Annotated in this window: 11 protein-coding genes; 4 read left to right on the forward strand and 7 right to left on the reverse strand. The window is 72.9% G+C overall.

Annotation, left to right across the window (positions count from 1 at the left end; all coding sequences use genetic code 11):
- Nucleotides 1-60: 60 nt before the first annotated feature.
- The 3 genes from SKED_RS09180 (at nt 61) to SKED_RS09190 (ending at nt 2,576) form a co-directional block, all read left to right on the forward strand.
- Complete coding sequence (locus SKED_RS09180) at nt 61-543, forward strand: MarR family winged helix-turn-helix transcriptional regulator (protein ID WP_012866865.1); 483 nt, start codon at nt 61-63, stop codon at nt 541-543.
- A gap of 77 nt (nt 544-620) precedes the next feature.
- Entirely contained in the window at nt 621-1,256 is a 636-nt protein-coding gene (locus SKED_RS09185) for an FMN reductase (RefSeq protein ID WP_012866866.1), read from the forward strand.
- A 198-nt stretch (nt 1,257-1,454) separates the two neighbouring features.
- The gene (locus SKED_RS09190) at nt 1,455-2,576 is read left to right on the forward strand and encodes an ATP-grasp domain-containing protein (RefSeq protein ID WP_042437922.1); all 1,122 of its coding nucleotides are present in this window, start codon (nt 1,455-1,457) and stop codon (nt 2,574-2,576) included.
- 18 nt (nt 2,577-2,594) lie between these two features.
- Here SKED_RS09190 and SKED_RS09195 read toward each other — a convergent pair whose 3' ends face one another.
- From SKED_RS09195 to SKED_RS09225, 7 genes are all read right to left on the reverse strand, one after another.
- Nucleotides 2,595-3,680, reverse strand: coding sequence for a pyridoxal-phosphate-dependent aminotransferase family protein (locus tag SKED_RS09195; RefSeq protein WP_012866868.1), 1,086 nt, complete (start codon nt 3,678-3,680; stop codon nt 2,595-2,597).
- On the reverse strand, nt 3,677-4,573 hold the full coding sequence (locus SKED_RS20710; RefSeq protein ID WP_012866869.1) for an ABC transporter ATP-binding protein: 897 nt from the start codon (nt 4,571-4,573) through the stop codon (nt 3,677-3,679). Before SKED_RS20710 ends, SKED_RS09195 begins: the two co-directional genes overlap by 4 nt.
- Nucleotides 4,570-5,382: an ABC transporter ATP-binding protein gene (locus SKED_RS20715; RefSeq protein ID WP_012866870.1), complete on the reverse strand. Its 813-nt coding sequence runs from the start codon at nt 5,380-5,382 to the stop codon at nt 4,570-4,572. The genes SKED_RS20710 and SKED_RS20715 overlap by 4 nt, the downstream gene beginning before the upstream one ends.
- The gene (locus SKED_RS20720) at nt 5,379-6,332 is read right to left on the reverse strand and encodes an ABC transporter permease (RefSeq protein WP_012866871.1); all 954 of its coding nucleotides are present in this window, start codon (nt 6,330-6,332) and stop codon (nt 5,379-5,381) included. Before SKED_RS20720 ends, SKED_RS20715 begins: the two co-directional genes overlap by 4 nt.
- Nucleotides 6,329-7,267, reverse strand: coding sequence for an ABC transporter permease (locus SKED_RS09215; RefSeq protein WP_012866872.1), 939 nt, complete (start codon nt 7,265-7,267; stop codon nt 6,329-6,331). Before SKED_RS09215 ends, SKED_RS20720 begins: the two co-directional genes overlap by 4 nt.
- Nucleotides 7,268-8,890, reverse strand: a complete 1,623-nt coding sequence (locus SKED_RS09220) for an ABC transporter substrate-binding protein (protein ID WP_012866873.1) — start codon at nt 8,888-8,890, stop codon at nt 7,268-7,270.
- A 172-nt stretch (nt 8,891-9,062) separates the two neighbouring features.
- Nucleotides 9,063-10,313, reverse strand: a complete 1,251-nt coding sequence (locus tag SKED_RS09225) for an amidohydrolase family protein (protein ID WP_012866874.1) — start codon at nt 10,311-10,313, stop codon at nt 9,063-9,065.
- Nucleotides 10,314-10,439: 126 nt separating this feature from the next.
- Here SKED_RS09225 and SKED_RS09230 point away from each other — a divergent pair, with 126 nt between their 5' ends.
- The gene (locus SKED_RS09230) at nt 10,440-12,155 is read left to right on the forward strand and encodes a cation:proton antiporter (RefSeq protein ID WP_012866875.1); all 1,716 of its coding nucleotides are present in this window, start codon (nt 10,440-10,442) and stop codon (nt 12,153-12,155) included.
- Nucleotides 12,156-12,212: the final 57 nt, after the last annotated feature.

The raw sequence follows: 12,212 nt of genomic DNA on the forward strand, positions 1-12,212 counted from the left end.
ACGACGGCGAGCACCGAGACGCCGGCGAGCACCGTCACCACGGCAGGCGACGCGGGGACGGTGACGAGCCCGCAGGCTCTGGCCGTCCCCGCGGAGACCTCCGACCGCCTCGCCGCGGCCTCGTGGGAGGCGCTGTTCCGGGCCCAGGTGGCCCTCATGCGGCGCTTCACCGCGGACGACATCTGGCACCCGGTGAGCGTCCGCGAGTACGACGTCCTCTTCACGCTGAGCACCTCCGACCCGGCGGGGCTGCGGCTCAACGAGCTCAACCGCGAGGTCCTCGTCACCCAGCCCTCGCTCAGCCGGATGGTCGAGCGTCTCGAGGCCAAGGGCTACCTCACCCGCTGCGCGGCCCAGGAGGACCGTCGGGGCACGCTCATCCGCCTCACCGAGGCGGGCGCAGCACTGCAGAAGGAGATCGGGCGCCGGCACGTGCGGAGCATCCGCAAGTACCTGGAACCCGCCCTCGACGCGCAGCAGCTCACCACCCTGCTCGAGCTCTGCACCACGCTCCGCCTCGCACAGGCTGACATCCCCGACTGAGCAGCAGCCCGCTCACGACGGCGCGCACGGCACCACCCACGACACCACCTGCTCCACCGTCCTCCCGAGGAGACACCATGACCTCCAGCACCACCACCCGTTCGCTCGTCGCCCTGTCGGCCGGCCTCAGCCAGCCGTCGTCGACCCGGCTGCTCGCCGACCGGCTCGTCGCCGGCACCGTGAGCGCCCTCGCCGATCGTGGCATCACCGCCGAGGTCCGCACCGTGGACCTGCGCGACCTCGCGCACGACATCACCGACAACCTGCTCACCGGGTTCCCGTCGCCGCGCCTCAAGGAGGTCGTCGACGCCGTGGAGCACGCGGACGGCGTCGTCGCCGTGACACCGATCTTCTCGGCGTCGTACTCGGGCCTGTTCAAGAGCTTCGTCGACATCGTCGACTCCAAGGCCCTCGTCGGGACCCCCGTCCTCATCGGCGCGACCGCCGGGTCCGCCCGGCACTCCCTCGCGCTCGAGCACGCGCTCCGGCCGCTCTTCGCCTACCTGCGGGCCGTCGTCGCGCCCACCTCGGTGTTCGCGGCGTCCGAGGACTGGGGCTCGGGTGACGCCCAGACCGGTGAGCTGGCCTCCAGGATCACCCGCGCAGCAGGAGAGCTCGCGACCCTCGTCGCGGCCCGTGAGCCGTCGTCGTCGGTCCCCGACCTGCTCGCCGGGCTCGTGCCCTTCGAGCAGCAGCTCGCCGGCGGCGTCTGAGCCCTGAGGACACGACCCCCGCGGACGCGGTGCCGAACCGTACGGACGTGGTGTCAGACCTCGATCAGGGGTGACGCACGGAACGTCCCGCGGTGGTCCGGAGACGTTCGCGACGAGCGTAAACTGGTTCCTGAGGCGAGGTCCGACGACGCACCAGGTCCTCCACCTCTCCTCACTCTTCCTGGCAGGGACCCCCGCGTGACTGTGAACATCTGGCTCAACCGCACCTACGCGACCAACTACTGGTTCCTGCAGATGCTCCGCTCCAACCCCGACGGCACGCCCGTCCGGCTGTTCGCGACGCACACCGACGAGACGTCCCCGGTCCTCCAGGCCGCCGACGTGACCGAGATCGAGCCGGCCCTGACGGGCGACGCGTACGTCGACTGGGCGCTCGCCTTCTGCCAGGCGCACGCGATCGACGTGCTGCTCCCCGGCAAGGAGATGCTCGCGATCGCGACCCGGGCCGTCGAGTTCGCCGCGCTCGGGGTGCACGTGCTCGCCTCGCCTGCGCCCTCGATCGCGCTGCTCGACGACAAGGACGCCACCTACGCGTCAGCCTCTGCCCTCGGGGTCCCGGTGCCGCCGTGGCGGACCGCCCAGGGCGCCGACGCCTTCGTCGACGCCGTCGCCTCGCTGCGCTCCGAGCTCGAGGCGGACGAGGTGGTCTGCTTCAAGCCGCTGCAGGGCGTTGGCGCCGAGGGCTTCCGGGTGCTCGACGACTCCGCGACGACGCTCGACGACCTGCTCGCCGCACCGTCGCACCGGGTCCGCACGGACGAGGTGGCCTTCGCCCTCGAACGGGCTGCCGACACGGGCCGCGACCTGCCGACCTTCATGGTCCTGCCGTACATGGCCTCGCCCGAGATCAGCGTCGACTGCCTCTCGACCACCTTCGGCGAGACGCTCGCCGCGCTCCCCCGGGCCAAGGCGGGTCGCAAGCGCACCTTCCTCGACGACGAGCCGCGCGCCGTCGAGATCGCGCACCGCATGGTCGACTCGTACCAGCTCGCGTACCTCACCAACACCCAGCTGCGCTGGTGGCGCGGTGAGCTCGCGCTCCTCGAGGTGAACACGCGCCCGTCGGGCGGTCTGTACGCCGCGTCGCTCACCGGCCTCAACCTGCCGTGGGCGGCCGTGACCCTCGCCCTGGAGGGCACGAGCCCCGTGCTCGAGCCGCAGCTCGGGCACTCCTTCGTGTCGGTCGACACGGTGGTCTCGCTGCCGGCCCCGGTCGAGCACGCACCGGCCCACCTCGCGCCGTCACCGGCAGCCGAGCCCGTCGGCGCAGGCACCACGCTCCTCGCCGACGCCGTCTGAGCAGTCCGACCCGAGGCGTCAGGCGGTCGGCCTCGCGCCCACCGCACCGCCTGCACCGACAGCCCGCACAGCCCCGTGCAGCGCCTCGAGCCCACGGTCGACCGCCTCCGGGGTCGCCTGGCGCCCGGTGTGGTTGATGCGGACCAGGCGCCCCGCGAGGGCCCCTGGGCCTGCCATGACGAGCCCTCCCCCGGCGGCGACCGCCGCCCGGCTGAAGGCATGACCGTCGACCCCGTCGGGGACGGCGACCGTCGTCACCACGGAGGCGTACCCGAGCGGCCCCCGCTGCCAGGTCCGCAGCCCGAGCGCGCCAAGGCCGGCCCGGGCGCGTGCAGCAGCAGCCTCGTGCCGTGCGATCACGGCCTCGAGCCCCTCGGCCTCCACGCGGTCGAGCGCCGCTCCGAGCGCACGCGTCTCGAGCACCGACGGCGTGCCGGGGACGACCGTCCGGTCGCTCCGCAGCCAGCCGTCGCGCCAGTCGAGCAGCGACAGCGACGACGTCCGGAGCGCTGACGGGTTCGACCCGGCCAGCGCCCAGGCGCGGTCCGACACCGTCGCAGCGCTGACGCCTGCGGGACCGGCGAGGGCCTTCTGCGGCCCGATCACGCAGACGTCGGTGCCCCAGACGGACGGCTCGACGGGCTCGGCCCCGACCGACGCGACCGCGTCGACGACGGTCACGACGCCGCGCTCGCGCGCGGCCCGCACGATCTCCGCGACCGGGTTGGACCCACCGGTCGCGGCCTCGGCGTGGGCGAGGGCCAGGATCTCGGTGCCGGGGTGCGCGTCCAGGGCGGCGACGACCTGATCGACCGTCGCGACGGAGTCGAGCGCGCTCGTGACGTCGACGACCTCCGCCCCGGCCCGCCGCATCCAGTCGCCGAAGATCACGCCGTAGGGTCCCGTGGCGACGTTGACCGCACGGCGTCCCGGTGCCGCCAGGGCGGTCGCGACGGCCTCGAGCGCGAGGATCGCCTCGGCCTGGAACAGCACGACGGTGTCGTCGGTCCCGAGCAGCGCAGCGACCTGCTGCTCGATGCGCGCCAGGGTCGCAGCCTCGAGCGGGGGCGGGTCGAGCAGCGTCGACGGGTCGAAGGTCGTCACAGGGAGTCCTCGTCAGGTGGGATCGGGAGGGTGGCTGCTTCAGCAGGAGAGCCGACTGCGCCAGCAGGGGTACCAGCGGCACCACCCTTGCGCAGCCGCGGCGCGGCGGCGAGCAGCGCCCGGCTGTAGGGGTGCTGGGGTCCGCGGAAGAAGTCGTCGGCCGGTGACTGCTCGACGACGAGCCCGTCGCGCATCACGGCCACCGTGTCGCAGAGCCTGCGGACGACGGCGAGGTCGTGGGTGATGAGGACGACGGTCAGGCCGAGCCGCTCGCGCAGGTCGTCGACGAGGTCGAGGACGGTGCGCTGCACGGAGACGTCGAGGGCCGACGTGGGCTCGTCGGCGACGAGGACGCGCGGCTCGAGGGCGAGGGCGCGGGCGATCGCCACCCGTTGCCGCTGCCCGCCGGAGAGCTGGCGGGGGCGGGCGTCGAGCGCCTGCGCCGGGAGCCGGACGAGGTCGAGCAGCTCGAGGCTGCGCGCCCGGACCTGGCTCTTGGGCACCACCCGGTGCACGGTGAGCAGCTCGCGCAGCACCTGCCCGACCGTCATGCGCGGGTTGAGCGAGGCGTAGGGGTCCTGGTAGACGACCTGGACCGCGCGGCGCTGGGCCACGGTGCGCGAGGTCCCCGGGAGCACCTGGCCGTCGAGGAGCACCTCGCCCGACGCCGGTGCGAGCTCGCCGGCGATCGCCCGGGCGACCGTGGTCTTGCCCGACCCGGACTCGCCGACGATCCCGAGCACTCCCCCGGGCGGGACCTGGAGGCTGACCCCGTGCACCACCTGCGTCGACCCGTACGCGACCCTCAGGTCATGGACCTCGAGCAGGGCCGTGGGCTGCACAGGGGCGTGCTCGCCGTCTGTGCCGTCCGCCGCGACTCCCTCGTGACTCATCCTGCCTCCACCTCGGGGATCTCGAGGACGGCGTCGAGCAGCGTCCGGGTGTAGGGGTGCTCCGGTGCCGACACGACCCGCTCCGTCGGCCCGGACTCGACGATCCGCCCGGCCTGCATGACGTTGACGGTGCTGCACACCTGGCTCACGACGGCGAGGTCGTGGCTGACGAACACGACGGTGAGCCCGCGGTCGGTCCGCAGGCGCTCGACGAGCGCGAGCACCTGCGCCTGGACCGTGACGTCGAGGGCCGTGGTCGGCTCGTCGCACAGCAGGACGTCGGGCTCGGCGGCGAGCGCCACGGCGAGCACCACGCGCTGGCGCTGCCCGCCCGAGAGCTCGTGCGGGTAGGAGCCCAGGCGAGCCTCGGGGTCGGGTATCCCGACCTCCGTGAACAGCTCGACCGCGCGCTGCCGGGCCGCGGCCCTGGTCATCCCGCGCACGTGGCGGCAGACCTCGACCACCTGGCTGCCGACGGTCACGAGGGGGTCCAGGGCACTCGAGGGGTCCTGGAACACCATGCCGAGCTGGCCGGTGACGCCGACGGTCCCGGAGGTCACCTCGACCCCGCGTGGCAGGAGGCCGATGAGCGACCGCAGCGTGAGACTCTTGCCCGACCCCGACTCGCCGACCAGCCCGACGGCGGCCCCCTGCGGCACGTCGAGGTCGACCCCGTGGACCAGCGTCCCCGTCCGGGACGCGATGGTCAGGCCGCGGACCGTGAGAGCGTGCCCGGGTGCGGCGGAGGTGGTCGTCGCACCTCGCCCGTGCGGGGCCTGCCGGGTCGTAGCCCTGGTGAACAGACTCACTCTGCTCTCCAGACGTCGGCGATCCCGTCGCCGAGGAGCGACAGCCCGATCCCGGTGTAGACGACCAGCGCTCCAGGGAGGACCGACAGCCACCACTGGGTGGCCATGAAGGCCTTGCCGTCGGTGATCATGGTCCCCCAGTCGGGTGTGGGCGGCTGGACGCCGAGCCCGAGGTAGCTGAGCGTGACGACGGCGACGATGACGAAGACGACGTCGTTCATGAGCAGCACAATCGCCTGGGTGAGGGTGTTCGGCAGGATGTGCCGGACGACCACGCGCCCGTGCGAGAGCCCGCCGCCGCGCGCGGCGACCACCCAGGGCGACGACCGGTGCACGGCCGTCGTGTTGCGCAGGACGCGGGCGTAGGTCACCCAGCCGACGAGGGCGAGCGCGACGTAGATGCCGCGCTCCCCGGCGCCGACCGCGAAGACCACGGCGACCACGATGACGTAGAAGGGGAAGGCCACGACGGTGTCGACCACCCGTGCCACGACCCAGTCGAACCGCCCGCCCACGTACCCAGCGACCGTCCCCAGGAGCACCCCGGTGACGAAGGGGACGATCACCGCGAGGCCGGCGATCCGGAGGTCGGTGCGCGCACCGTAGAGCAGGCGCGAGTAGAGGTCGCGGCCGAGCTGGTCGGTCCCGAGCCAGTGCGCCGACGACGGCCCCTGCAGCCCGTTGAGCAGGTCTTGCGCGGCGGGGTCGTGGGTCGCGAGCAGCGGCGCGAAGACCGCGGCGAGGACGATCGAGGCGGTGATCAGCGCTCCGGCGACGAAGGCCGGGGTCCGCAGCGCCCGCCGCCACGTCGGCTCGGCCGGCCTGGCGACGCGCTCGTGGCCCCCTGTCTCGCCGGTGCCGGTCTCCCCGGTGCCGGAGGCCTCCACGGGCACGACGCCCGGGCGGTCGGCGGGGGGCTCGGCCGCGGCCGCGACGAGGTCGGCGCTCATGCGAGGACCCGGGTGCGCGGGTCGAGCCGGTTCACCACGAGGTCGGTGAGGACGGTGACGAGCACCACGAGCACGGCGCAGAACAGGGCGACGCCCTGGACCACCGGGAAGTCGCGGCTGCCGATCGAGTCGAACATCAGGGCGCCGAGCCCGTTGATCGCGAAGACGCGCTCGACCACGAGGGTGCCTCCGATCATGTAGGCGATGTTGAGACCGAAGAGCGTGACGGTCGGCAGGGCTGCGTTGCGCAGCACGTGGGCCAGCACCCGGTGGCGCGGGAGGCCGGCGGCGGTGAGCGTGGCGACGAAGTCGGCGTCGAGCACCTCGAGCAGCTGGGCGCGCAGCGTGCGGACCAGCACGGGGGTGAGCGACACGGCGACGGCGGCGGCCGGGAGCACGAGGCTGCGCAGCCCCTGGTCGCCGCCGCCCGCGGGCAGCCACCCGAGGTTCACCGCGAAGACGAGGATGAGCAGCAGGCCGACCCAGAAGGTCGGCATGGCGAGCCCGACGGCCGGCACCACGCGGACCACGTGGTCGACCAGCCGGTCCTTGTGCAGCGCCGCGAGGAGGGCGAGCGGGACCACGAGCAGGACCGTGAGGACGACGGACAGGGCGACGATCTCGAGGGTGACCCCCACCCGGTCGACGATCAGGTCGCGTGTCGGGACGCCGTAGAGGAGCGAGGTCCCCGAGTCCCCGTGCACGACGACGCTCACCACGAAGCTCCACAGCTGGGCGAGGAGGGGCCGGTCGAGGCCGAGCTCGGCCTCGAGGTCGGCCACGGCCTGGTCGGTCGCCTGGTCACCGAGGATCGCTGCGGCCGGTCCGCCGGGGACCAGCCGCAGCAGGAAGAAGGTGGCCAGGACCACCCCGACGACCACGGGCACGACCGTGAGGGCGGTGCGCCGCAGCCACCGGAGCGAGCCCCGGGTCATCTACTGCTCGAGCCAGGTGTCCTGGAGGCGCACGCTGCCGTTGGGCAGGACGGTCAGGCCCTGCACGGTCGCGGCCGAGGCCTTGATGTTCGACGGGTACGACAGCGGGATGAACGGCGCGTCGTCGGCGATGAGCTGCTGGATCTGCGAGAACACCTCGGTGCGCTCGTCACCGTCGGGCAGGGTGCGCCCCTCGGTGATGAGCGCGGTGACCTCAGGGTTCTCGTAGTGCGTCCAGTACCCGTTGGTGCCGCCCTCCGGGTCGGCCTGGAAGGTGACGATGCCGTTGGGGTCGGCCGCGTCGCTCGTGGCGCCGTTGAGCATGAAGGAGTAGTCGAAGGCACGGAACCGCTCGCGGAAGGCCGCGAGGTCGATCGACTCGATCTCGACGGTGATCCCGATCTCGGCGAGCTGCGCCTGGATGATCTGCGCCTCCTGGGCGCGGAGGTCGTTGCCGCTGGCCACGAGGAGCTTGGTGGAGAAGCCGTCCGGGTAGGCGGAGTCGGCGATCGCGGCCTTGGCCGCGTCGACGTCGTAGTCGAGGGTGGTGATGTCACCGTCGTAGCCGGGGATGGAGGGCGGCAGCACCGAGCCGGCGACCTCGGCGGTGCCGAAGCTCGTGGCCTGGACGATGCCCTCACGGTCGAGGGCGTAGGAGACGGCGCGGCGGACGTCGCGGTCCTGGAAGTGCTCGTCGAGGGTGTTGAAGAACAGCTCCTCGACCTGCCACCCGGGGGTGATGCTCACGGCGAGCGAGGTGTTCGACTGGAGGGTCGCGACGTTGGCGCTCGACACGGAGTCGATGACGTCGACCTGTCCGGCCTGCAGCTGGGCGATCAGCTGGTTGTCGTCCTGGACGAGGCGGTAGACGACCTCGTCGAGGTACGGCTTGCCGTCCTGCCAGTAGCCGTCGTTCGCGGTGAACGAGATGTCGCCGCCCTCGGTCCACTCGTCCACGACGAAGGGGCCCGTGCCGACGGGGTTCTTGAAGAAGGTCGCCTCGTCGACCCCGCCGAGGTCTGCGGGCAGGATCCCGTTGGAGAACCCGGCGAGCTCCGCGGCGAAGGGCGTGTACGGGGCGCTGAGCGTGATGACGACCGTGTCCTCGCCCTGCGCCTCGACCGAGGTGATCGGCGCGCCGAGGGGCAGGGGGCCACCGATCTCGAGGTGGCGCTCGAGGGAGAACACCACGTCGGCCGGGGTGAGCGGCGAGCCGTCGGAGAAGGTCACGCCGTCGCGCAGGGTGAAGGTCCACACGAGGCCGTCGTCGCTCGCCGAGTACTCGCTCGCGAGCCACGGCTCGATCTCGCCCTCGGCGTCGAAGGCCAGGAGCGGCTCGAAGACCTTGTCGATCGCGAAGGCGTTGTTGGCGGTGATCTCGCGGTGCAGGTCGAGCGACGTGGGCGACTGCGTCCGGGCGAAGACGAGGGTGCCGCCCGGCTGGGGCTCGCCGGCGGCCTCGGTGGTCGAGGTGCCTGTCGAGGGGCTGGTGGTCGGCCCGGCGGTGTCAGGGGACGAGGAGCACGAGCAGAGCGCGACGGCCAGGGCGGCAGACAGGGCGACGGCGGAGGCGGTCCGCGTCGTCGTGCTCTGGGGCGTGGTCCGGGTGCGCGTGAGGTTCACGTCTGTTCTTCCTGTCCTGAGGGCCGAGGGGCTCGGCGGCTCCCGCGCGAGGAGTCCGCCCGAGAGGGGCAGGCTACGCGGGTTACTCGTCCTACGATTCCACGGATCGGACGCCGTGGACAGCATCGTCCCACATCGCGGGAACTGCGGTGTCGCGCGGTCGGGCTGCCCCTCACACCACCGCGGAACCCGCGAGGAACACCTGGACCACAGTCCCCGGATCACGCAGCACCGCCGTGTCCGACGGGTCGCGCGACAGCAGCACCGCGTCGAAGCGCTGCCCGGGCTCGATCACGCCTGTCCCGTCCCCGAGCAGCCTCGCACCGGCCTGCGTGGCTGCCACGAGCGCACCGGCGCCACCGAGACCGGCGCGCGCGAGGTGGTTGACCTCGACGAGGTTGCGCCCGTGCTGCTCGGTCGTGCCGAAGTCGCTGCCGAGCGCGAGCACCATCCCGGCCTCGAGCGCACGTCCCACCGCACGCGGGTGCGCCTCGACCACGCGCTCGGCGCGGCCACGGACCCGCTCCGGCAGCTCGCCGCGGCGGGCCATCTCGGCGACCTCGCTGTAGATCGCGAGCGTGGGGACCAGCACCACCCCCTGCTCGGCCCCGGCGGCCGCCTGGCGCTCGGTGAGGAACATCCCGTGCTCGACCGAGGCGACGCCGGCCGTGATCGCGTGCGTCAGCGCGTCCCCGCCCCAGGCGTGGACCATGACGCGCACCCCGAGCCCGGCAGCCTCGTCGACCACCGCGCGCAGGTCGCGCTCGTCGAAGGGCGACTCGTCCTCCGACCCGTCCGGGGCCATCACGCCGCCCGTCGCCACGACCTTGATCCAGTCGGCACCTGCGTCGACGAGCCCACGGACACGAGCCCGCAGCCCCTCGGGGTCACGGGCGAGCTCGTCCGTCACGGTCGCCACGGCGGTCTGGACGCGTGGCCCGCGCAGCCCGCCCGACGCGACACCTTCCCGCACCGCAGCCTCCGCACCACCCGCGTCGCGCACCGAGGTCACGCCCGCCCGCAGCGTCGCCGCGAGCCCCGGAGCCACCTGCTCGAGCCGGGCCCGCGCGCGCTCCGCCGGGTCCACCGATCCCGAGGCGTCGTCGTCGACCGGCAGGAAGGTGGTCCACCCGAGGTGCGTGTGACAGTCCACGACGCCCGGCACCAACCACAGCCCGCTCGCGTCGAGGGTGCTCGTCACCTGGCCACCCGAGGCAGCGCTGCTCGGGCTCGGCGCCGGCCCCTGCTCCAGGTTCTGCACCAGCCCCTGCGGGCTCCTGTCGACCGATGCCACCACCCCGTCGACCACGGTCACCGTCGCCGGGGAGAACCCGCCCGCGGCGTCCATCACCTGCGCCCCGTGGACCACGAGGGTCGGCCCGTCGGCGTCGAGCGGTCGTCGGTCCTGCTCACGGGGGCTCATGGGTCCAGGACAGTACCAGCGCCGGTGCGTGCCCGGGCGGGTGTTCTAGGGTGACCCAGGGGCGCGACGCCCTCGTGCTCGTGGGACTGCCCGCGGGCTGCTCGCGGGACGCGGAGGTAGGACCTGATGGAACCGATGGTGCTGGTCCTGGGCGCGGTGGCGCTCATCGTGGCGTGCGCGGTGTTCTCGCGACGGACCGGGATCGCGTCGCCGCTGATCCTGCTGCTCGTGGGTATCGCGATCAGCTACACGCCGATCGTCCCGGACTTCGAGGTCGACCCGGAGTGGATCCTCGCCGGGGTCCTGCCGCCGCTGCTCTACTCGGCGGCGGTCAACGTCCCGGTCATGGATCTGCGGCGCAACCTCAAGCCCATCGCCGGCCTGTCGGTCACCCTGGTGCTCATCACGTCGGTCGCGACCGGGTACGTCATCTACTGGCTCATCCCCGACCTCAACCTCGCGGCGTCGATCGCGCTCGGCGCGGTCATCAGCCCGACCGACGCCGTCGCGGCGACGTCGATCGGCAAGCGCCTGGGCCTGCCCTCCCGGCTGGTCACCGTCCTCGAGGGCGAGAGCCTCGTCAACGACGCGTCGGCCCTCGTGCTCCTGCGCTCGGCCGTGGCCGCGACCGCCGGCTCGGTCAGCCTGCTGGCCGTCGCCGGCGACTTCCTCTACGCGGTCGCTGCAGCCGTCGCAGTCGGGCTGGTCATCGGCTGGGTGTCGGTCACGGTCCGCGCGCGCCTCAACGACCCGGTCCTCACCACGACCGTCTCGTTCATCGTGCCGTTCCTCGCCTTCATCCCGGCCGAGGAGATCGGTGCCTCGGGCGTCCTCGCGGTCGTCGTCGCCGGGCTCGTCACCGGGCACCGCGGCGCCCGCCAGCTCGCCGCGACCGAGCGCATCAGCGAGCACACCAACTGGATGACGGTGCAGTTCGTCCTGGAGCACGGGGTGTTCCTGCTCATGGGCCTCGAGATCCGCGGCCTGGTGCAGGAGGCGTCCAACGAGGGCGGCGGGCTCGACCAGGCCGTCCTCATCGGGCTGCTGCTCACCGTCATGGTGGTGGTGCTGCGCTTCGCTTTCGTCATCCCGCAGATGGCGCTCATCCGCCGGGACGAGCGCCGCCAGCTCGGGCGGCAGGAGTTCCTCGACCAGGCACGTGCCAAGATCGAGGCCTACGCGCCGCAGGACGACCGGATGGCGCGCCGCAAGACACGGGCGCAGCGGGGCATCGCCCAGCGGTCGGCGGACCTCGCCTTCGTCGAGAAGCAGGGCCTGTCCCTCAAGGGCAGCGTGATCATCGGCTGGGCCGGGATGCGCGGCGTGGTCACGCTGGCCGCGGCGCAGTCGCTCCCCTCCGACATCCCGAACCGTGCGCTGCTCATCCTCGTGGCGTTCACGGTCGCGGTGGTCACGCTCCTCGGGCTCGGCGGGTCGCTGCCGCTGGTCATCCGGCTCAGCAAGATCCAGGGCGACGACCGCGACGTGCACCGCACCGAGGTGCGGTCCCTGCTGCAGCAGGCCAACGACGCGGCGCTGGCCGTGCTCGACGACCCCGAGGGCATCTCCATCGACGGCGTCGAGATCTCCCCCGAAGTGGTCGAGCACGTCCGGAAGAACCACTCGAGGGTGGGTGAGGTGGCCAGCAAGAAGCCCGACCCCCGCCGAGCCAACGCCCGGACGCAGCAGATCGTCCTCGAGCGCCGCATGCTCGAGGCGGCGCGCAACGAGCTCCTCGACGCCCGCGCGATCGGCGCCCACAGCTCCAAGGCGATCCAGAAGGCGCAGAGCGTGTTCGACGTCGAGGAGTACCGGCTCGACCGGATGAGCCGCAAGGCCTAGCGGGAGTTCCTCGGGAGGTTGTGGACTGCGTGGCGCACGAGCGTCGGCTCTCCGCAC

It is taken from the genome of Sanguibacter keddieii DSM 10542 (assembly GCF_000024925.1).
In the GTDB taxonomy this organism is placed as follows: Bacteria; Actinomycetota; Actinomycetes; order Actinomycetales; family Cellulomonadaceae; genus Sanguibacter; species Sanguibacter keddieii.

Bases quoted from the DNA above. Each gene is read 5' to 3' on its own strand.
- SKED_RS20710 (WP_012866869.1), bottom strand. From the start codon at position 4,573: ATGAGTCACGAGGGAGTCGCGGCGGACGGCACAGACGGCGAGCACGCC.
- SKED_RS09230 (WP_012866875.1), top strand. From the start codon at position 10,440: ATGGAACCGATGGTGCTGGTCCTGGGCGCGGTGGCGCTCATCGTGGCG.
- SKED_RS09185 (WP_012866866.1), top strand. From the start codon at position 621: ATGACCTCCAGCACCACCACCCGTTCGCTCGTCGCCCTGTCGGCCGGC.
- SKED_RS20720 (WP_012866871.1), bottom strand. From the start codon at position 6,332: ATGAGCGCCGACCTCGTCGCGGCCGCGGCCGAGCCCCCCGCCGACCGC.
- SKED_RS09225 (WP_012866874.1), bottom strand. From the start codon at position 10,313: ATGAGCCCCCGTGAGCAGGACCGACGACCGCTCGACGCCGACGGGCCG.
- SKED_RS09215 (WP_012866872.1), bottom strand. From the start codon at position 7,267: ATGACCCGGGGCTCGCTCCGGTGGCTGCGGCGCACCGCCCTCACGGTC.